Annotated in this window: 16 protein-coding genes; 7 read left to right on the forward strand and 9 right to left on the reverse strand. The window is 46.7% G+C overall.

The window, feature by feature from the left end; genetic code table 11:
- Nucleotides 1-143: 143 nt before the first annotated feature.
- Nucleotides 144-956 (reverse strand): posphoenolpyruvate synthetase regulatory kinase/phosphorylase PpsR, encoded by an 813-nt coding sequence (gene ppsR / locus AC5YB3_RS21470; protein WP_006081952.1) that lies wholly within the window; start codon nt 954-956, stop codon nt 144-146.
- A 124-nt stretch (nt 957-1,080) separates the two neighbouring features.
- Between ppsR and ppsA the strand changes: the two genes are divergently transcribed.
- The 4 genes from ppsA (at nt 1,081) to AC5YB3_RS21490 (ending at nt 8,011) form a co-directional block, all read left to right on the forward strand.
- The gene (gene ppsA, locus AC5YB3_RS21475; protein WP_006081951.1) at nt 1,081-3,450 is read left to right on the forward strand and encodes a phosphoenolpyruvate synthase; all 2,370 of its coding nucleotides are present in this window, start codon (nt 1,081-1,083) and stop codon (nt 3,448-3,450) included.
- A 98-nt stretch (nt 3,451-3,548) separates the two neighbouring features.
- Complete coding sequence (ydiJ, locus tag AC5YB3_RS21480; protein WP_494526136.1) at nt 3,549-6,605, forward strand: D-2-hydroxyglutarate dehydrogenase YdiJ; 3,057 nt, start codon at nt 3,549-3,551, stop codon at nt 6,603-6,605.
- A 370-nt stretch (nt 6,606-6,975) separates the two neighbouring features.
- On the forward strand, nt 6,976-7,449 hold the full coding sequence (locus tag AC5YB3_RS21485) for a DUF1285 domain-containing protein (RefSeq protein ID WP_494526137.1): 474 nt from the start codon (nt 6,976-6,978) through the stop codon (nt 7,447-7,449).
- A gap of 145 nt (nt 7,450-7,594) precedes the next feature.
- The gene (locus AC5YB3_RS21490) at nt 7,595-8,011 is read left to right on the forward strand and encodes a MarR family winged helix-turn-helix transcriptional regulator (RefSeq protein ID WP_006081948.1); all 417 of its coding nucleotides are present in this window, start codon (nt 7,595-7,597) and stop codon (nt 8,009-8,011) included.
- A gap of 138 nt (nt 8,012-8,149) precedes the next feature.
- Here AC5YB3_RS21490 and AC5YB3_RS21495 read toward each other — a convergent pair whose 3' ends face one another.
- Together AC5YB3_RS21495 and AC5YB3_RS21500 are read right to left on the reverse strand one after the other, a co-directional pair.
- Complete coding sequence (locus AC5YB3_RS21495) at nt 8,150-8,494, reverse strand: hypothetical protein (protein ID WP_259590376.1); 345 nt, start codon at nt 8,492-8,494, stop codon at nt 8,150-8,152.
- A gap of 192 nt (nt 8,495-8,686) precedes the next feature.
- Nucleotides 8,687-9,721: a Glu/Leu/Phe/Val dehydrogenase dimerization domain-containing protein gene (locus tag AC5YB3_RS21500; RefSeq protein ID WP_041408595.1), complete on the reverse strand. Its 1,035-nt coding sequence runs from the start codon at nt 9,719-9,721 to the stop codon at nt 8,687-8,689.
- Between the two features lie 280 nt (nt 9,722-10,001).
- Between AC5YB3_RS21500 and AC5YB3_RS21505 the strand changes: the two genes are divergently transcribed.
- Both AC5YB3_RS21505 and AC5YB3_RS21510 read left to right on the forward strand, forming a co-directional pair.
- A complete protein-coding gene (locus tag AC5YB3_RS21505) occupies nt 10,002-10,451 on the forward strand; it encodes a DUF4826 family protein (protein ID WP_006081945.1) in 450 nt (149 codons plus the stop codon).
- Between the two features lie 163 nt (nt 10,452-10,614).
- Nucleotides 10,615-11,843 (forward strand): IS3-like element ISSba4 family transposase gene (locus AC5YB3_RS21510; protein ID WP_494525802.1). Its coding sequence is split into 2 segments (ribosomal slippage): nt 10,615-10,966 and nt 10,966-11,843, totalling 1,230 coding nucleotides; the frame shifts between segments, so codons are not numbered across the junction.
- A gap of 86 nt (nt 11,844-11,929) precedes the next feature.
- Here AC5YB3_RS21510 and AC5YB3_RS21515 read toward each other — a convergent pair.
- The 6 genes from AC5YB3_RS21515 to rluE all read right to left on the reverse strand — a co-directional run bounded on the left by AC5YB3_RS21515 (nt 11,930) and on the right by rluE (nt 17,961).
- Nucleotides 11,930-13,069 carry a ribosomal protein uL16 3-hydroxylase gene (locus AC5YB3_RS21515; RefSeq protein WP_432342361.1) on the reverse strand — a complete coding sequence of 380 codons (1,140 nt, stop codon included), beginning with the start codon at nt 13,067-13,069 and terminating at the stop codon, nt 11,930-11,932.
- Between the two features lie 134 nt (nt 13,070-13,203).
- Nucleotides 13,204-14,574: an adenylosuccinate lyase gene (purB, locus tag AC5YB3_RS21520; RefSeq protein ID WP_071939365.1), complete on the reverse strand. Its 1,371-nt coding sequence runs from the start codon at nt 14,572-14,574 to the stop codon at nt 13,204-13,206.
- 29 nt (nt 14,575-14,603) lie between these two features.
- Entirely contained in the window at nt 14,604-15,221 is a 618-nt protein-coding gene (gene hflD, locus AC5YB3_RS21525) for a high frequency lysogenization protein HflD (protein WP_006086256.1), read from the reverse strand.
- A gap of 3 nt (nt 15,222-15,224) precedes the next feature.
- Nucleotides 15,225-16,343: a tRNA 2-thiouridine(34) synthase MnmA gene (mnmA, locus tag AC5YB3_RS21530; protein ID WP_494526138.1), complete on the reverse strand. Its 1,119-nt coding sequence runs from the start codon at nt 16,341-16,343 to the stop codon at nt 15,225-15,227.
- 276 nt (nt 16,344-16,619) lie between these two features.
- Nucleotides 16,620-17,108 carry an NUDIX hydrolase gene (locus tag AC5YB3_RS21535; RefSeq protein WP_413488337.1) on the reverse strand — a complete coding sequence of 163 codons (489 nt, stop codon included), beginning with the start codon at nt 17,106-17,108 and terminating at the stop codon, nt 16,620-16,622.
- A 67-nt stretch (nt 17,109-17,175) separates the two neighbouring features.
- Complete coding sequence (rluE, locus tag AC5YB3_RS21540) at nt 17,176-17,961, reverse strand: 23S rRNA pseudouridine(2457) synthase RluE (RefSeq protein ID WP_300480209.1); 786 nt, start codon at nt 17,959-17,961, stop codon at nt 17,176-17,178.
- A 343-nt stretch (nt 17,962-18,304) separates the two neighbouring features.
- Here rluE and AC5YB3_RS21545 point away from each other — a divergent pair, with 343 nt between their 5' ends.
- Entirely contained in the window at nt 18,305-20,530 is a 2,226-nt protein-coding gene (locus tag AC5YB3_RS21545) for an NADP-dependent isocitrate dehydrogenase (protein WP_494526139.1), read from the forward strand.
- Nucleotides 20,531-20,559 lie beyond the last annotated feature (29 nt).

Genomic DNA, 20,559 nt, shown 5'->3' on the forward strand with positions numbered 1-20,559 from the left:
TGCCTCGGATTATAACGAATCGAACCGAGTTGCACAGCGCCAATTGTGTTAATTGTCGGCAACTGTGCAATGAATTTGATTTAAGTTAGATTCAATTAAGCTAAATTCACTCGGTTTATCTTGCTGCTTTTTGCTCTACAAGCTTAGAACATGTGCCGTTCTAGGCCCGTGACATCCAAGATTTTGGTGGCAATTTCTTCCACTGAATGATTCGTTGTATCTATATAAGGAATGCGTTCACGTTTAAATAGCATTTCCACTTCTTTGACTTCTAAGCGGCACTGCTTGAGTGACGAGTAGCGGCTGTTTTCCATTCTGCTTTGGCGGATCTCATGTAAACGCACAGGATCAATCGTCAAGCCAAACAGTTTTTTCTTATTGCGTTTCAGCGCGTCGGGTAACTTAAGGTTATCCATATCATCTTCGGTGAAAGGGTAGTTCGCGGCTTTGATGCCAAACTGCATCGACAAATACAGGCTCGATGGGGTTTTGCCACAGCGAGAGACCCCAAGTAAAACCAGATCGGCTTGATCCATGTGTTTCATGGTCTGACCGTCATCATTATCCATGGCGAAATTAATCGCATCGATACGCGCTTCATAGCCGTGATTCGCTTTTCCATGGGTGCGATGCAACACTGGAGAAGCTGAAACCCCTAAATGTTGTTCGAGTGGGGCCACAAAAGTATTCAAAAAATCATAATCTAAGCCTTCACTCGAGTAGATGATGTCGCGGATCTCTGCTTTTACGATCGAATGGAATACTAACGGCCGCTCACCTGTTGTAATAAAACAATCATTAATTTGTCGCTTAACTTGCTCCGCTTTCGTCAAAGTTTCGACGAATGGAATTGTAAGTGACTCAAATTCTAATGGAAATTGCGAGAGAACCGCATGACCAAAAACTTCAGCTGTGATCGCTGTCCCGTCGGAGATATAGAATACTTTTGGTGCCATACTGACCTCTTGTAGTAATAAAATTACAAATAAAATTATAGATTTACGCGTGTTCGACAGGAGTGTAAAATGCCGCTGCCCTCGTGTGAAGGGGCCACTGAAATAAACTTGCGGAGATAGAACTGTGCAGCAATACGTACTCTGGTATCAAGAATTAGGCATGGGTGACGTCAACTTGGTTGGCGGTAAAAATGCTTCTCTAGGCGAGATGATCAGCAATCTGGCCAATGCCGGTGTTCAAGTACCTGGCGGATTTGCGACAACTTCCCATGCGTTCAACGAGTTCCTTGAACAAAGCGGAGTTAACCAGAAGATTTATGACATTCTAGCCACACTGGATGTAGATGATGTCAATGCGCTGGCTAAAGTAGGTGCACAGATCAGGCAGTGGGTTATCGACACCCCATTCCAACCAGCATTAGAGCAAGCCATTCGTGAAGCTTACGATAAACTTGCCGCTGAAACTAGCGAAGCGTCATTCGCGGTACGTTCTTCTGCAACAGCAGAAGATATGCCAGATGCGTCTTTTGCGGGTCAGCAAGAAACTTTCCTAAACGTTAAAGGTTTTGAATCTGTACTGACGGCTATCAAGCACGTTTACGCTTCACTCTTTAACGACCGCGCGATTTCTTACCGTGTTCACCAAGGTTACGAACACCACGGTGTTGCCTTGTCTGCTGGCGTGCAACGCATGGTTCGTTCAGACAAAGCGGCTTCAGGTGTGATGTTCACTATGGACACTGAGTCTGGCAATAACGATGTCGTGTTTATCACTTCATCTTTTGGTCTGGGTGAAATGGTTGTTCAAGGCGCGGTAAACCCTGATGAATTTTATGTTCATAAACCTATTTTAGCCTTAGGTCATAAGGCAGTTGTGCGCCGTAATATCGGTAGCAAGCTCATCCAAATGGTGTATTCAGATGATGCTGCTCACGGCAAACAAGTTAAAATTGAAGATGTTGCGAGCGAGCAACGCCGTCAATTCTCAATTAATGACGCTGAAGTTGAAGAGTTGGCAAAACAAGCTGTGATTATCGAGCAACACTATGGTCGTCCAATGGACATCGAGTGGGCAAAAGACGGTAACGACGGCAAATTGTATATCGTTCAAGCGCGTCCAGAAACGGTTCGTAGCCGTGAAGATGTGCAATTGATTGAGCGTTATCACTTAAAGAGCCGTGGCGCTGTGATCTGTGAAGGTCGCGCTATCGGTCATAAAGTGGGAACCGGCGTAGCCAAAGTATTAACGTCAATCGCCGATATGGATCAAATCCAACCAGGTGACGTGTTAGTGACTGACATGACAGATCCAGATTGGGAACCTATCATGAAACGCGCGAGCGCCATCGTCACTAACCGTGGCGGTCGTACTTGTCACGCGGCGATTATCGCCCGTGAATTAGGTGTGCCAGCCGTGGTGGGTTGTGGTGACGTGACTGACCGTATCAAGAATGGTCAAATCGTGACGGTTTCTTGCGCCGAAGGTGATACTGGCTTTATCTACGAAGGTAAACAAGAGTTTGAAGTGATTTCAAACCGTGTTGACTCTTTGCCTGAACTGCCAATGAAAATCATGATGAACGTGGGTAACCCTGATCGTGCATTTGATTTCGCTCGTTTACCAAATGAAGGTGTGGGTCTAGCGCGTTTAGAATTCATCATCAACCGTATGATTGGTATTCATCCAAAGGCACTGCTTGAGTTCAATCAACAGGATGCAGCACTGCAAACTGAAATCAACGAGATGATCGCAGGTTATGAATCACCCGTTGAGTTCTACATTGCCCGTCTGGTTGAAGGTATTGCGACTATCGGTTCTGCTTTCTATCCGAAGAAAGTGATCGTGCGTATGTCAGACTTTAAGTCTAACGAATACGCAAACTTGGTTGGCGGTGATCGTTACGAGCCAGAAGAAGAGAACCCAATGCTGGGCTTCCGCGGTGCAAGCCGTTATATCTCTGAATCGTTCCGTGACTGTTTTGCCTTAGAGTGTGAAGCGATCAAACGTGTTCGTAACGACATGGGTCTGAAAAACGTTGAAGTCATGATCCCGTTCGTACGTACAGTGAAAGAAGCTGAACAAGTGATCGGCCTGCTGAAAGAGCAAGGTTTAGAGCGTGGTAAAGATGGTTTACGCGTCATCATGATGTGTGAAGTGCCTTCAAACGCTCTGTTAGCGGATCAATTCCTTGAGCATTTCGATGGTTTCTCAATCGGTTCAAACGATTTAACTCAGCTAACACTCGGTCTTGACCGTGACTCAGGTATCATCAGCCACTTATTTGATGAGCGTGATGAAGCCGTTAAAATGCTACTTTCATTGGCCATTAAAGCGGCTAAAACTAAGGGTGCTTACATAGGTATTTGTGGTCAAGGTCCTTCAGATCACGCCGATTTTGCGGCTTGGTTGGTCGAGCAGGGCATAGATACTGTATCGTTAAATCCAGACACTGTGATTGATACTTGGTTGTATTTAGCCGAAGCTCACGGTTGATCTAGATTGTAATTTTATAAACTTGTTAAAAAAGCCGCTTTTTAGCGGCTTTTTTTTGTTTATAATGGCGCCATAACGATAATTGACAGAAGCCATCTATGCTACCCCTGCTATCACATCAACAAACATTAGAGCCAGTGTATTTGGCATACCTTGATGCACTGGAGCAAAGTGAGTATTCCGGTGATATAGACAAACGTTACAGCGCACGTTTAGTGCAAGCAACGGACAACTCTGTATATCAATTCTTACCTCAAGCTGTGTTATATCCTAAAAATCAGCAGGATATCCAAATTGCATTGACACTGGCTGCCGCGGACGCATTTCGCAGCGTGACCTTCAGTGCGCGGGGTGGCGGTACCGGTACCAACGGACAATCCCTGACCCATGGTTTGATTTTGGATGTGTCGCGTTACATGAATCGCGTGCTCGAAGTGAATGCTGAGCAAGGTTGGGTACGAGTTGAAGCTGGCGTCGTTAAAGATGCACTTAACGATGCATTGCGTCCCCATGGATTCTTTTTTAGTCCCGATTTATCCACCTCAAACCGCGCCACGATTGGCGGCATGATCAATACCGATGCCTCGGGTGCGGGCTCACTGGTTTACGGTAAGACGTCAGATCACGTGCTGGCGCTGCGCAGTGTGTTGATTGATGGCAGCGTGTTGGATACGCATCCCTTAGACGCGGGACTCCTGTGTAACCTCGATAACGTCAGTGATAATCCGCTGGGGCAGAAACTGATTTCTGCTGTGGCGGCGGTATGCCGCGAAAAGCGGACTCAGATTGAAAACCAGTTTCCTAAGCTCAACCGTTTCCTTACGGGCTATGACTTAAAACATGTGTGGAACGACAACCTGACGCAATTCGATTTATCACGGATTTTGACAGGCTCAGAGGGCACGCTTGCGGTGATAACCGAAGCTAAACTCAATCTCACCCCGCTGCCGACCGAGCGCGCGATGGTAAACATTAAGTACGATTCGTTCCAATCGGCATTGCGCCATGCGCCATCCTTAGTCGCCGCGCGGGCGACTGTGGTCGAAACCGTCGATTCAAAAGTGCTTAATTTAGCCCGCGAAGATATAGTCTGGCACTCGGTGTCAGATCTTATTCAAGAAGTGCCTGGTAAGATTATTGACGGCCTCAATATGGTCGAATTTGCTGGCGACACAGTAGAGGTTGAGCAAAAGCTTGCGAGTCTTGAAGCTGTCTTGACTGAGCAGATCAGCAAAGGCGAGTGCGGCGTATTGGGCTACCAAGTAACGCAAGATAAGCCGAGCATCGAAAAAATCTACGGCATGCGCAAAAAAGCCGTTGGTTTACTCGGCGCCACTAAAGGACGTCGCAAACCTATCGCCTTTGCGGAAGATACTGCGGTACCGCCCGAAAAACTCGCCGATTATATTATGGAGTTTCGCGCTGTACTCGATGGTCATAATCTGCAATACGGTATGTTCGGTCATGTGGATGCGGGCGTGTTGCATGTACGGCCCGCACTCGATATGTGCGATGTTGAAGATGAAAAACTACTGCGAGTCATTTCAGATCAAGTCGCAGCACTGACGCTTAAATACGGCGGCCTGATGTGGGGCGAACACGGTAAAGGCGTGCGTGGTGAATACGGTCCATCTGTCTTTGGTGATGAACTATACGGCGTTCTACAAGATATCAAAGGCTTGTTCGATCCCGACAACCGACTTAACCCTGGTAAGCTGGTGGCACCTAAACATACTGGCGCCCTCTATTACGATATCGACAGTGCTAAGCGCGGTAAGTTTGACCGACAAATCCCCATCGAAGTACGTGATGCATTCCCCGATGTGATGAACTGTAACGGCAACGGCCTGTGTTTTAACTACAGCAGCTATTCGCCCATGTGTCCGTCGTTTAAGGTGACGGGTGACAGGGTGCAATCGCCCAAGGGACGCGCAGGGCTCATGAGAGAATGGCTCAGGCTGCTTGAGGCTGAAGGCGTTGATGTTAACGCACTGGCCAAAGCAAAGCCCTTAGGCTTGCTGCAGCGCGTTCAAAATACCCTGAACGCCCAGCGCGATTATGATTATTCCCACGAAGTGATGGAATCGCTCAAGGGTTGTTTGGCCTGTAAAGCCTGCTCTGGGCAATGTCCGGTCAAAGTGGATGTGCCTAAGTTTAGGGCGCAGTTCTTTAATATCTACTATCAACGCTATTTAAGACCGGCGAAAGACTATCTTGTTGCAGGTATCGAAGATAGCTTGCCATTAATGGCCGCTGCACCGCGTCTTACTAACTTTGCCGCACAAAATCCATTGAGCCAATGGGTGATTAAAAAGGCGATTGGTTATGTTGACGCGCCTGCGTTATCTGTGCCGACCTTGAAGCAACGACTTGATGGTCATGCAAGCCGTGGTTACGACTTAGCTGCACTGCAGGCAATTCCAGAAGAGGCGCGCTCACAGTTTGTGCTGGTGGTGCAAGATCCCTTTAACAGTTTCTATGACTCAGGTCTTGTGCTGCGCTTTATCCAGTTGATTGAAAAGCTTGGTTTAAAACCTGTGTTGTTGCCCTATAAACCCAATGGCAAGCCAACGCATATCAAGGGATTTTTAGATAAGTTCGCGAAAACGGCGCAGTCGAGTGCGGACTTTTTGAACCAAGTCCATAAACTGGGCATGCCTATGGTCGGCATCGATCCAGCCTTAGTCTTGTGTTATCGCGACGAATACCGTGAAGTCTTAGGGGCTAATCGCGGTCATTTTGAGGTTAAGTTAGCCAACGAATGGCTACTTAATGTCATCAAGGACCTACCCGCGAAAGCGCCACAAGATAAGCAATATACGTGGTTTAGTCATTGCACTGAATCGACGGCCAAGCCAAATACCGCCAATGAGTGGACTAAAATCTTTGCCCATTTTGGTGCTAAGTTAACCGCAGTCAATTTAGGTTGTTGTGGTATGGCGGGAACCTACGGACACGAGGCGGAAAACCACGAGCGCTCTAAAGCCTTGTTTGAGATGTCTTGGCAGCAAACTCTCGCTAAGATTGAACAGCCGCAAGTGTTAGTGTCGGGCTATTCTTGCCGTACTCAAGTGAAACGTTTTGCCGGTTACAAGCCAAAACATCCACTGGAGGCCTTGCTTGAGTTAGCAAATATATATACCCAAACCACCTGAAGATGCAGGATTCAGCGGGAATTTAACGCACTTTAGGCAAGACGGCTATTTGCAGACCTAGTGGGCTAAGTTAAAAATAGCCAACACAGCATAACGTGCATTAAAACCCGCCGGGACGGAGCGTCTAGGGCACTCCACTTCCGCGTTGCATCAGTTCAAAAGGTGGTCGACATTCTGTCATTGATGCGCCTTGAATCGAAGTACCCTAGGCGCTCTGAAACTCGTATCTTCAGGTAGCTTGGGTATAGTGGTGTTTATCGCTTAGCTTCGCCAGTGAGCTTGTTATTATCCTCACTGGCATATCCCAGTGTTGAATGTCACACTAAAGCCAGCCGCAAGGCTGGTTTTTTTATGGACGACGGAGGCCTAGATGGAAAAGATGACTGACAGTATTCAACACACACTCAAACAATTCGCCGCCGATAGCGCATTAACGACGGTAGCGCCGCTCTGCAGTGACATCCCACTATTTGACATTAACGCCTTGGGTGATTGGACGTATTTAGGTACATCGCTGCCAGCAAAGTTTGCTAAGTTGTTCGCCAGTATTTTGCATTGCATCGATGATGGGTATTTCTTAATTACCCCAGTGGAAAAGGTGCGAGTGCAGGTTGAAGATGCGCCGCTGCTGATTGTCGATTTCGAGCGAGCGCAACCTCATTCTCTGCTCAATGTGAGCACCAGTATTGACACTCTGCACCACAATGTGGATATAAAGCAGATGAAGCTCACCGATGACAGTGTTTATTTGCAGCTTGAGCGTGGGTTATGGGGAAAATTAGGCCGTGCTTGTTACTATAATTTTGTGAATGAATTCAATTTATCTGATCTAAATGAGCAGTGAGTTCGTATGTTAATCGCGTAATTAGCTGTGGTGTTAGCTAGTTTATTGCGGGTTAAGTGGTAGTATTAAAACTGACTCTGGCTTCTTATAATGGCGCACAGGGTAAGTGAAAACGCGTTAAAACCTTTGTTGTAGGAGGTGCTGTTTGAATCGTCATGAAAGCTTAGGCTATCTTGTTTCCCACTTAAATATCGAGCTGCAAAATGAGCTTGATCTGCATCTTAAGCGATATCAACTCGATATAAAACTGTGGCCTGTGCTGTTTGCTTTGTGGCAAGAGGAGGGCATCAGCCAAACTGAATTGTCTAAGCGTTGCGATGTGGCAAATTACACTATGACGCGTTTACTCGATCAGTTACAGGTACAAGGTCTTATTACCCGCCATCAAGAAGCCGATAATCGGCGCGCCTTTCAAATCTTTTTGACCGATGAAGCCAAAGCGTTAGAGCAAGATCTGATTTGCGAAGCTGAGCGGGTCAACGAAAAATTCCTGTCTAACCTCAGTGATGAGGAGCAGCAGCAGTTCGTCTTACTATTAAATAAAATCAATCGCTTGGCTTAATGATACGGATTCATTCGGTATGGAGGGATACTGCGGTTTAGCCGTTTTCACTGCTATCTGTATGTGATTGTCTAAATTCATTTTCTCCAGTTTAATCCTATCATTCATCTGTCACTTCGCGGGATTAAACTGGCTCAATCAATTCAAGTAAAGTGCAAAGACGCAAAGTAGGCTGACGGCTATTACTGAGTGTTGCAAATAACGGCGGCTGGCTAACAAATTTCCTTTGCCTTGTTTTAGGCTGGCGACGAGTGTGTGCTGCTTATAAATTCGGCACATCAACTCATCGGTTTGGGGATCGATAAGCAGTTCAAACTTGCAAGGTGCGCCGTCTTTAAGTTGGATGGTATGTTCGCTCTGAGGCTTAAAATTCAGCTTGTGCGACACCATCTGGCCGTTGACAAAGACCCGCTCTAAACCGCTCCAATTACTGGCTTGCAGTTCAACTACATCTTGGTTGAGATCATACTTGAAACGGATCATAGCGCTATCCTGTGCTGGGACCTGAGAGGCTAATTCAAGCAGACAAATATGACGTTTTCCAGCGTGATTTAATGAATATTCTGTGTCGAAATTAAAAGCGCGGCTAAACCATGAGCTTAGCGCTAGATTAAATTTTAGATAACAAAAAAGCGACCAGAGGTCGCTTTTGGGGATGTTACGCGGGCAGAAAAATTACTTTTTAGCGGCTTCGATAATGGCTTTCGCCATTTCATCAGCCACAGCGCCGGTTGTACGGTTCTGTGCATCAGCTTGGCTGAAGATTTTCAGCAGGGTGTTGTAAATTTCTTCTACTTTAGCGGTCGATTTCGCCGCATCGTAATCTTTTTCGAACGACACGTTGATAATGCCGCCTGCGTTGATCACATAGTCTGGCGCGTACAGTATGCCCATTTCTTTCAGCTGTTCACCGTGGCGTACTTCAGCTAATTGGTTGTTGGCACAGCCAGCAACAATTTTGGCTTTCAGTTGCGGTAAGGTCGCATCGTTTAAAGTTGCGCCAAGGGCGCAAGGAGCATACACATCCACATCTTGCGCGTAGATTTCTTGAGGCGCGACAACAATCGCACCAAAGTCGGTAGCGACTCTGTCTAATGATGCTTGATGAATGTCGGTAACAATCAGTTCAGCGCCTTCGTTATGTAAGTGTTTGCACAGGTAATAGCCTACGTGACCTACGCCTTGAACGGCGATTTTAAGGCCTTTTAGGCTGTCTAAACCGAGTCTATGTTTAACCGCAGCCTTGATGCCTAAATAAGTGCCAAGGGCGGTGAACGGTGATGGATCGCCACTCTTGCCTTCAAGACCTGCCATATAAGGGGTTTCTTCATGGGCAATCATGATATCTGCTGTGGTTGTACCCACGTCTTCAGCGGAATAATAGCGGCCGCCGAGGCTATTGATGAAGCGGCCAAAAGCGCGGAATAGGGCTTCGCGGTCTTGTCTTTTTGGATCGGCGATGATCACTGATTTGCCGCCGCCCATGGTTAAACCGGCAAGGGCGTTTTTGTAAGTCATGCCACGAGAGAGGCGTAATACGTCAGTCAGGGCTTCATCATCCGATTGGTAATTCCACATCCGGCAACCACCCACGGCAGGGCCAAGGTTGGTGTTATGGATGGCGACAATGGCCTTTAAGCCACTTTCTTTATCATGACAGAATACGACCTGTTCATGTTCGTCAAAGGATACATGATTAAATACAGCCACGTGAATTTCTCCGCTATACACAATGAAAAAGCCGACGAGGTGAGTCCCCATCGACTGCTTGTTATATTTATTGCAGAACCATAGCATTTAGCGATACTCTCAACCATGCATAATGACCGAATAAATACATTATTTGTGGCAATTTAGCTTTCCACTTTACGTAAACGTAAGCTTTGCGGTTGAAAATGGATTGTACTGAATTTAATGTAACGAATAGAATGAATCGCGCACTGATCCCAAGAATTAGGTTCGCGTTATAACAATAAGATAGGACGGAAGTATGACTGAACAAGCTGTCGACCAAACTCAACAGAATTTATCAGCTGAAGAAGTGGAAAAGCTGCGTCAAGAGTGGGTCAGAACTCAATTTCAAAAAGCCAATCGTTTCCTCGCTGAAAAAGGCGTGATCCCAAGCAAAGTCTTGGCCGATGAAAGTCGTTATCTTGCGCCTTACATGGCGATTTGGAAAATGGAATCAAAGCGTCCCAGCAACAAAACCTATTGGGTGATGTCGGGCGATTTACCCTCGGATTTCGTCGATGTGAAAGTGGCGGCAACGGCCCGTGATGCGGTGCGTCATTTCTCTATGATGTGGCAAATGCAGGCGGAAAACTTGGTACGTTCAGGTGCAACCCGTGATGCTACTCAGGCCAAATTTGCGCAATTACTGGTATCGCGCGCTGAGAGTTTATATCGTATGCACAATGACGATAAGCTGTGGAATGCCTAAGCTCAAATGAGTTGAGGATTGTATTGAGATTGTATTAAGTTAATACAGTCACTTGTGTTGATTGATACTGATAATTGAAATAACAATAAGGCACTCAATTGAGTGCCTTTTTTATACTGACTTGTCCCGTCCTGAAATACGTTGACATAAAGAGGACTTCTTTATGACAACATCAAGTAACTCAAGCCGTAAGCGTACTCAACGCGATTACACCTTAGCTTTTAAATTAGGCGTTGTTGAACGTGTTGAAAAAGGCGAAATGACTTACAAGCAAGCGCAGACTCGTTTTGGCATTCAGGGTAAAACAACAGTACTCGTCTGGCTGAGAAAGCATGGTAAACTCGATTGGTCGAAACCCTTTCAGCATCCCCTTATGCCTCATTCAAAAGAAACCCCAGCCGAAACTATCAAGCGCCTTGAGCGTGAGTTAGCCGAAGCGAAACTGCGTAACCAAATTCTCAATGGTATGGTCGATATCATGGACAATGAATACGGAGCCGGCCTCAGAAAAAAGTACTTATCCGGTATCTCTGGCAAGCCAAAACCCAAAGCAAAATAAACCTTGCCGTTGCGTGTCGCGCCGTCGGTATTTCACGGCAAGGTATTTATCAGGCTGTCGCCCGAATGGCGAACCGAAGCGCTGAGCTATCGGTTATCAAAGACTGGGTCCAATATTGGCGTAACTATATGCCACGATTGGGGACGCGTAAGCTCTATACTTTGATACAGCCTAAGCTGGTTGAACATGATATCAAACTCGGGCGAGACGGGTTCTTTACCTACTTGAGAAGTGAAGGCTTGCTAGTTAAGCCCAAGAGAAGCTTCACAAAAACGACATTCAGCAAGCATTGGATGAAGAAGCATCCCAACCTGCTGAAGGAAGAGGGACTACACGATGCCGAGCATGTACTGGTCAGCGATATTACCTATCTCGAATCAGACCAAGGCGTGCACTATTTGTCACTGGTGACCGATGCCGCGTCACGTAAGATAGTCGGTCATCACTTGAGTACGGACATGAAAGCAGAAAGCGTAGTGAAAGCACTGAAAATGGCGGTCAAAGATAAGCGCTATAGCGCTAATGCGGTCCATCACTCAGACCGAGGTTCGCAATACTGCTCAGCCGTTTATCAAGATGAACTGCAGGCCAATCATATTCAGCCGTCAATGACAGACGGTTATGATTGCTATCAAAATGCGTTAGCAGAACGAGTAAACGGGATCCTGAAGCAGGAGTTTTTACTCTACCGGTGTAAAACGCTGGAAGAGCTGAAGAGACTTGTTAGAGAATCAATAGCGATATACAACGAAATGAGACCGCATCTGAGTTTGGATATGGAAACACCCAATCAGGTGCATAATAGAAAAGGCCAGCTACTGGAGCTGGCCTAGAAACTGTCAACCTATCTTAGGACGGGACAACTTTTATGTTGATTTCCTATTTTAAGAACAAGGCCATCAAGCAAAGTCGATAAATCTTATTCTTCGCTGTCGCTTAAGTAGAAGAAACCTTGATTGATGAGTTTCAACAGTAAGGCTTGAACTTCTTCATGCTGACAGATTTCAGTCGCTTCATCGGCGCTTAAGCTCACGTTATCGCTCAACTGTGCGATAACGTCTATCGGTGTATTTAGCAATTCGTGCACATCACCATTGATGAATAATCGCGGCGTGGCGTCATTTTCAAGGCGCAGTACTTTCAAACCGCCGATACGGCTGATGCCAGCACCTTGGGCGAAGGCATCTTGCAAATCTTCAATGCTGTAAGCTTCTTCGCCTTCACACAAGTCAAGCTCGAAACGGTTTTGACTAAGCAACTTGCCCAACACGATTTGGTAGCTATTGGGATCTTGGCTCAGCTGACTCAAGAGTGACATTATACCCACTTGATGATCTTGGCTGACAATACCCGCTGAACTCGGTTCAGTTTGCGACGTGAAACGCTGCTGACCTAAGTTATTGTCGAGCAAATAATCGGCAACTTCACTGATCAGTTCTTGCTGGCTTGGTGCACGAAAACCAATCGAGTAACTCATTGCCACTGTTAGGGTTTCGCCGCAATGCGGAAAACCGGGTGGAATATAAAGCATGTCGCCTTTTTCTAACACCACATCGATAATTGGGGTGAAGTCTTCAACCAGCGGCGAGTTGGGATTGCCACCACGGCGTTGTTGCGGGGTATTGTCGCCCACAGTCCAGCGACGCTCACCTTCGCCTTGAATGATAAACACATCGTAGTTATCGACGTGCGGGCCCACACCGCCACTTGGCGTCGCAAATGAGGCCATCAAGTCATCGAAACGCCAGTCAGGTAAAAAGCGTAGCGCTTCAACTAATGGCTGTGAATCGGGATACCAATGATTGACTGCTTGCACTAGTAACTGCCAATGGGTTTCGCCATAGCTGTCGTAATCTTCAAACGGGCCTTGAACCACTTCCCAGTTTTCGTCTTTAGTAACGACGATACGCGAAGAGATTTCTTCTTCGCAGGCAAGGCCTGCTAGTTCATCGGCGCTGATCGGATCTTCAAACTGCGGAAACGCTTTTTTGATCAGCAGGGGTTTCTTTTGCCAGTATTCACTAAGAAACTGGGCGATATCGAGATTGAGTGTATACATAGTGTTAAAAAAGGCGACCACATCGCGCAGATGTGAGTCGCCTTAATCCTTATTTCTGTTTATGAGAGAGTATTGTCCATCGCCAATTTCAGCTAATAACTAATTTCAGTTAAAAACTAAGTTCAGTTAAAAGCTTACTTCAGTTCGTCGACAAACGTTTCGGCGCGACCAATGTAATTGGCTGGCGTCATTTTCTTCAGTTCAGCTTTCACTGAGTCTGGTAATTCAAGTCCGTCAATAAACACTGACAGTTGCTGCGCGTCGATACGTTTACCGCGCGTCAGTTCTTTTAATTTTTCGTATGGCTTTTCAATACCATAACGACGCATCACAGTTTGTACGGGTTCTGCTAACACTTCCCAGTTGTGATCTAACTCATCACGCAGATGCGCTTCGTTAACTTCTAACTTGCTGATGCCTTTTAAGGTCGCTTGATACGCAATCAACGCGTGTGCAATACCCACGCCTAAGTTACGCAGTACTGTTGAGTCAGTTAAGTCTCGTTGCCATCTTGATAACGGCAGCTTAGACGCTAAATGTTGCATCAGCGCATTAGCGATACCTAAGTTACCTTCAGAGTTTTCAAAATCGATTGGGTTAACTTTGTGTGGCATAGTCGATGAACCGATTTCACCGGCGATAGTGCGTTGTTTGAAGTGACCTAGGGCAATGTAACCCCAAATGTCACGGTCAAAGTCAATCAGCACTGTGTTGAAACGGGCAACCGCATCAAACAGTTCGGCAATGTAATCGTGTGGTTCAATTTGCGTCGTGTAGGCGTTCCAGTGCAGGCCAAGGCTAGTCACAAAACGCTCAGACAGTTCATGCCAGTTAACTTCAGGGTAGGCTGACAGGTGAGCATTGTAGTTACCTACGGCACCGTTCAGTTTGCCCATGATTTCAACATTGGCGATTTGTTTGATTTGACGCTCAAGACGCATCGCTACGTTCGCCATCTCTTTGCCTAGCGTAGATGGTGAAGCCGGTTGGCCATGGGTGCGTGACATCAATGGCACAGAGCGATATTCAATCGCCAGCTTTTTAATCGCAGTCAGCAACTCGTTGCAGTAGGGCAGTAATACTTGCTCACGGGCTTCAGTCAACATTAAACCGTGGCTTAAGTTGTTGATATCTTCAGAGGTACAGGCAAAGTGAACAAACTCACCCACAGCGGCTAACTCGGCATTGCCCGCGATTTTTTCTTTGATAAAGTATTCAACCGCTTTCACATCGTGGTTAGTGGTGCTTTCGATAGCCTTAACACGCAGCGCATCTTGTTCGTTGAAATTGTCTTTAATGCCATCGAGCACAGCGATAGCTGACGCGCTCAATGTTGGCACTTCGCTAATGTCTGGGCAGTCTGCTAACAGTTTTAGCCAATTGATTTCAACCTGAACACGGTACTTGGTAAGACCGAACTCGCTGAAAATCCCTCTCAATGAAGCGGTTTTACTACCATAACGACCGTCTACCGGAGAGATAGCAGTTAGTGCGGAAAGATCCATGTGAAGCTCCTTGATGAACGCTAATTTTATTATAGGGTAAGACTTTTCTTGGCTGTATCGACTATGGCTTTGCGGGCGAAGACTAAGTGTCGACGCTTACCGCCTAGTTGGCGCCACAGTACAGCGCTGCGCATGGCCGCAAGCAGCAGAGCGCGAATTTTTTGTTGTATGATAGGGCGTTGTAAACACACTGGATTACCAGAGATTTGGATTTTTGGCCCTAAATTACTGATGATGTCACTGTAAATGCTGGCAAGATTGGCAATCACTTGTTCATCTGTGATCGCAAAATGATGTAGCTGGCGATTCACTTGATTAATGCGCTCGGCCAACATGCCTAAACCGCTGTTTGAGCGAACTAATTTTCGCTCTAACGCCAACACGCCGACTAAATAGCGGGTGATTTCAACATCTTTTTGACTGCTGTCACCGAGCTGATTCAAGATCAGCTTATAGCCTTTTTGCAATACGATTTTGTCTTGGTAGACATCGGCCGTATTGTCAGGATTGGTGACGAGAATGGTGTTTAAGCTCGCCGCGAGCTCGGCATTATCTAATTCGCCATGGCGGGCTAAATGTTGAACTTGGGCAATGGCTTGCAGTATGCCCGCAAACGCCATGGTCCGATTAACTAGTTGCTCGTTCACGCTTTACCCTCGGATCAATTGATCTATGATGCCGCCACCTAAGCAGACTTCACCATCATAAAATACCGCAGACTGTCCTGGCGTCACCGCCGCAACAGGTTCATCGAAGACCACGCGTAAGGTGTGTTCATCTGTGTAGGTCAGAGTACAAGGCACATCTTGTTGGCGATAACGGGTTTTCACTGCGATATGACAGCCATCGATAGGTCCGGTTCTATCCACCCAATGCAGTTGGTTAACTGTCATGCCGGTCGACATCAAACGAGGATGGTGTCCGCCTTGCCCTACGATCAACACGTTACGCTCAAGATCTTTATCGACGACATACCAAGGATCGTCATTGCTGTTTTTCATGCCGCCAATGCCTAATCCTTTACGCTGGCCTAAGGTGTGGTACATCAGCCCTTGGTGTGTGCCTATGACTTCGCCTTCTGGGGTTTCGATATTGCCAGGCTGCGCGGGCAAATAAGTGCCCAGGAATTCAGTGAACTTGCGCTCACCGATAAAGCAGATGCCGGTGCTGTCTTTTTTATCATGGGTGATTAGGCCCATTTCTTTTGCGATTTCACGTACTTCATGTTTTTCCAATTCACCGACAGGGAACAGACTTCGAGCAACTTGCTCGTGGCTAAGGGTGTAGAGGAAATAACTTTGATCTTTATTGCCATCGACGCCACGGAGCATTTGTGTGCTGCCATCGCTATTATCGCGGCGGCGCACATAGTGGCCCATGGCGATGTAATCGGCATCGAGGATTTCGTCGGCAAATTCTAAAAATGCCTTAAATTTGATTTCTTTGTTGCACATGATATCGGGATTTGGCGTGCGGCCGGCTTTGTATTCAGCGAGGAAATACTCAAAGACATTGTCCCAATATTCGGCTGCAAAGTTGACTGTGTGTAGCTTGATCCCGAGCTTGTCGCACACGGCTTGGGCATCTTTTAAATCTTCTGCGGCAGCGCAGTACTCGCTGTTGTCATCTTCTTCCCAGTTCTTCATGAAAAGGCCTTCAACCTGATAGCCTTGCTGCATAAGCAAATAGGCTGAAACAGATGAATCTACACCGCCGGACATGCCGACAATGACTTTTTTTCCTGTATGAGTGGGTTCGATTGATGTCATAGATCCTAAAAACCATTGAGTATGTGTGTTGGCTAGGTTGTTGAAGTTAAGCCGCGACATTGAACGCGTAACAAAAAGTGCCTAACCTAGCTTAAAAAATATGGGCTAGCTTTAAATCCAAGCTAACTTAAAAATCTGGGTGTCGTGCGAGCGGTCAGTAAAACTCGTATTTACGGTCTACTGTACAGTCTGCTATTTAGCCACGTAGAGGCCGACAGGCACTAACACATGCATAAGTTTAACAAGCAGTTTATGCGGGGCGGTATTCTATCACGCCTAACTCGCTTGGGCTATCGCGAGGCGGTCACTATTGAGTAAGGAGAGGGGATAAGTTTGTCCCTGTTGTGCGTTATTAAGATAGTCTTTTAGGCAATCGAGCACTAAGGGGCTGCGCAGTAAAGATGACTTGGCTTCTATCTGTGCAAAACTCAGCCAGTGCGCACTGTGGATAGCCTTGTCCTGCGGCGCAGGTGAGGGCATATCATCTAACTGCACGAAGAAAGTAAAGCGCACAAAGGCTAAGTCTTCACTGGCGCTAAATTGATAGATGCCGACGAGTCCTTGGGGGTTAAGTGATAACCCCGTTTCCTCAAACACTTCACGCTCACAGGCTTGGATTAAGCTTTCATTCGCTTCTAAGTGACCCGCTGGCTGATTAAAGCGCTGCTCGCCATCAATCCACTCTTCTACCATCAGATATTTGTCCTGTGAAGTCGCATGAATAATACAAGCGACGGTCACATTGGGTTTATATCGTTGACTCATAGTGCCTCCTTTGAGTGGACATGGTGCCAATTTTTAGTGGCGTTGAGCGCAGAAACTTGGCTGAAAGTTAGACTTCATCACCTAGGCGGATACATTTATGCTCGCCCGATGGCAAATTATCTAGACTCCATTGGCCTATTTTATAACGGATTAATCTTAAGGTCGGAAAACCGATATGCGCTGTCATGCGTCTGACTTGGCGGTTACGGCCTTCATGAATTTGGATTTCTAACCAAGTTGTTGGGATATTTTTGCGTTCTCTCACCGGTGGATTACGTGGCCAAATATCGGGTGAATCCATGATTTTGACTTTAGCTGGCAGCGTCATACCATCATTTAATTCAACACCTTGGCGCAGTTTCGTCAGTGCATCTTCCGTCGGCACGCCTTCTACTTGCACCCAATAGGTCTTAAAGGTTTTCTTTTTCGGTTCTGTCAGTCTTGCCTGTAATTGACCGTCATTGGTCAGCAGCAACAGGCCCTCACTGTCTCTGTCTAAGCGGCCTGCGGCATACACGTCAGCAATGGGAATATAGTCTTTTAGAGTTTTGCGACCTTGTTCATCGGTAAACTGGCAAAGTACATCAAAAGGTTTATTAAACAGCACGATAATCGGTGCGAGCGTTTGGCTCTGCACCGGTTTTGCCGCTGCAATTGCGCGTCGATTAGGATTTTTAAAGGGTTCTTTCTTTAAACTGCCATTGGCATTACGTGCTGGCGCCACTTTGTTATCTACGGCGGTAGCGCGGTTGGCAGGGCCTCTGCTCGCGGGCTTAGCGGGTTTAATCGTGCTCTTGGCTGGGGAACTGGCGCTGGAATTGGCACGTTTAGGTGGAAACTTGTTTTTGTTCATACTTTTGCTAACAGGAGGTTGAGACACGCTTACCTGACTTGATTGAGTCGTTAATGTGGTCATAGTGTACTTGGCATTCGCCGTTAGTGGAATTTGAATATTATTGCGAATGCTCTATGATGTCGGCCAGAAAATGTGATCTGTGCCTAAATGTTTATTAGGTTTTAATGAGTCGTTGTAACAAATTTTAGCTTGCGCGCAAAGGCAGAAGGGCATTGATAATTTGAAAGGTTAAGGCGGATTCGATTGCCTTGATTGATATTTTCACTGTGCTCAGATTTGTTCGCCATGCTATAAAATTATTATAAAAAATATTAAATTTTACAATAATGTAGGATGTAACATGAAAGATAACTCATCAACAATTATTTACACTGAAACAGACGAAGCGCCAGCACTGGCCACCCTCTCACTCTTACCTATTATCAGAACGTTTACCGACGCCGCGGGCGTTGCGGTTGAAACCCGTGATATCTCGTTATCGGGCCGTATTATTGCCAGCTTCCCTGAGCAACTGACCGAAGCACAAAAGATTGGCGATCATCTGACTGAGCTTGGCGAGTTAGCGAATCAGCCAGAAGCGAACATCATCAAGTTACCGAATATCAGTGCTTCGATTCCACAATTAAAAGCCTGTATCCTTGAACTGCAGCAAAAAGGTTATGACATCCCTCACTATCCGGATGAGCCAAAAACCGACGCTGAAAAGTCAATTAAAACACGTTACGACAAGATTAAAGGCAGTGCGGTAAACCCAGTATTACGTGAAGGTAACTCAGATCGCCGCGCCCCATTATCGGTGAAAAACTTCGCCAAGAAAAACCCGCATTCAATGGGTAAATGGGCTACAGATTCTAAGTCTCACGTTGCTCACATGACCGACGGCGATTTTTACGGCAGCGAGCAGTCAGTGACTTTATCTGATGCGGGCAGCGTGAATATCGTGCTGACGCAAAAAGATGGCCAAGAAGTGGTGCTCAAGTCCGGTCTTAAGCTGCTGGCTGGCGAAATTATCGATGCTGCGGTATTGAGTAAAAAAGCCTTAGTGAGCTTCTATGAGCGTGAAATCGAAAATGCCAAAGCAGAAGATGTGCTGTTATCGCTGCATCTGAAAGCCACTATGATGAAAGTGTCTGATCCTATTATGTTTGGTCACGCTGTGAAGGTATTCTTCAAGCCAGTATTTGACAGACATGCGGCGCTTTTCGCTGAATTAGGCGTAGATGTTAACAATGGTTTTGGTGATGTTTATGCCAAGATCGCGACATTACCTGCCGATAGCCGCGCCGAAGTTGAAGCCGATATCGCCGCCGTTTACGCTGCACGTCCCGCATTGGCTATGGTTGATTCTGACAAAGGTATCACCAACTTACACGTGCCAAGCGACATCATTATCGATGCGTCTATGCCTGCTGCGATTCGTTCATCTGGCCAAATGTGGGGACCAGATGGTCAACTGCATGACACTAAAGCTATGATCCCAGATCGTTGCTATGCCGGTATCTACCAAGAAACGATTGCTTTCTGTAAAGAGCACGGCGCTTTTGATCCTAAAACCATGGGCAGCGTGCCAAACGTGGGCTTGATGGCGCAAAAAGCCGAAGAATACGGCAGCCACGATAAGACCTTTGAAATGCCTGCTGATGGTGTGGTGAACGTTGTCGATGCCAGCGGTAAGGTATTGATGAGCCACAATGTGGAAGCGGGCGATATCTGGAGAATGTGCCAAGTTAAAGACGCACCTATCCGTGATTGGGTAAAACTGGCCGTGCGCCGTGCCCGTTTAAGCAATACTCCTGCGGTATTCTGGTTAGATAGCAAACGTGCCCACGATGCGCAAATTATTGCAAAAGTGCAGCAGTATCTGCCAGAGCATGACACTGATGGCTTAGATATCAGCATCATGTCTCCAGAAGACGCGACGCGTTTGTCTTTGGCTCGCATCAAAGAAGGCAAAGATACCATTTCAGTTACGGGCAACGTTCTACGTGACTACCTGACTGACTTGTTCCCAATCCTTGAGCTAGGCACCAGTGCCAAAATGCTGTCAATCGTTCCGTTAATGAACGGTGGTGGTCTATTTGAAACAGGTGCGGGCGGTAGTGCACCTAAGCACGTGCAACAGGTTGAGAAAGAAGGTCACTTACGTTGGGATTCACTCGGTGAATTCTTGGCTCTGGCGGCGTCTCTTGAGCATTTAAGCCAAACTGTCGGTAATCCAAAAGCCCAAGTGTTAGCTGATACCTTAGATCAAGCCATTGGCCAATTCTTAGATAGCAACAAATCGCCATCAAGAAGAGTCGGTGAGTTAGACAACCGTGGCAGCCATTTCTACTTAGCCATGTACTGGGCACAAGCCTTAGCCGCGCAAACGGGAGATGAGCAGTTACAAGCTCACTTCATTCCGTTAGCGCATGCGTTGGCCGCAAATGAGCAAGTGATTGTGGCTGAATTAGCGACGGCACAAGGTGCACCAGTCGATTTAGGCGGTTACTACCGTTTAGATGCGGCTAAGGCTGAAAAAGCCATGCGCCCAAGCGAGACGTTAAACAAGCTGTTGATTGCTTAATCTCGTTAGTGTTAGCTTTTGGATGGTGT

The organism is Shewanella sp. 1311, from assembly GCF_059338235.1.

Excerpts from the sequence above, each read along its gene's own strand:
- mnmA (WP_494526138.1), bottom strand. The coding sequence starts at position 16,343 with ATGACATCAATCGAACCCACTCATACAGGAAAAAAAGTCATTGTCGGC.
- purB (WP_071939365.1), bottom strand. The coding sequence starts at position 14,574 with ATGGATCTTTCCGCACTAACTGCTATCTCTCCGGTAGACGGTCGTTAT.
- ydiJ (WP_494526136.1), top strand. The coding sequence starts at position 3,549 with ATGCTACCCCTGCTATCACATCAACAAACATTAGAGCCAGTGTATTTG.
- rluE (WP_300480209.1), bottom strand. The coding sequence starts at position 17,961 with ATGAACAAAAACAAGTTTCCACCTAAACGTGCCAATTCCAGCGCCAGT.
- AC5YB3_RS21495 (WP_259590376.1), bottom strand. The coding sequence starts at position 8,494 with ATGATCCGTTTCAAGTATGATCTCAACCAAGATGTAGTTGAACTGCAA.
- AC5YB3_RS21545 (WP_494526139.1), top strand. The coding sequence starts at position 18,305 with ATGAAAGATAACTCATCAACAATTATTTACACTGAAACAGACGAAGCG.
- AC5YB3_RS21485 (WP_494526137.1), top strand. The coding sequence starts at position 6,976 with ATGGAAAAGATGACTGACAGTATTCAACACACACTCAAACAATTCGCC.
- ppsR (WP_006081952.1), bottom strand. The coding sequence starts at position 956 with ATGGCACCAAAAGTATTCTATATCTCCGACGGGACAGCGATCACAGCT.
- AC5YB3_RS21505 (WP_006081945.1), top strand. The coding sequence starts at position 10,002 with ATGACTGAACAAGCTGTCGACCAAACTCAACAGAATTTATCAGCTGAA.
- AC5YB3_RS21515 (WP_432342361.1), bottom strand. The coding sequence starts at position 13,069 with ATGTATACACTCAATCTCGATATCGCCCAGTTTCTTAGTGAATACTGG.
- AC5YB3_RS21535 (WP_413488337.1), bottom strand. The coding sequence starts at position 17,108 with ATGAGTCAACGATATAAACCCAATGTGACCGTCGCTTGTATTATTCAT.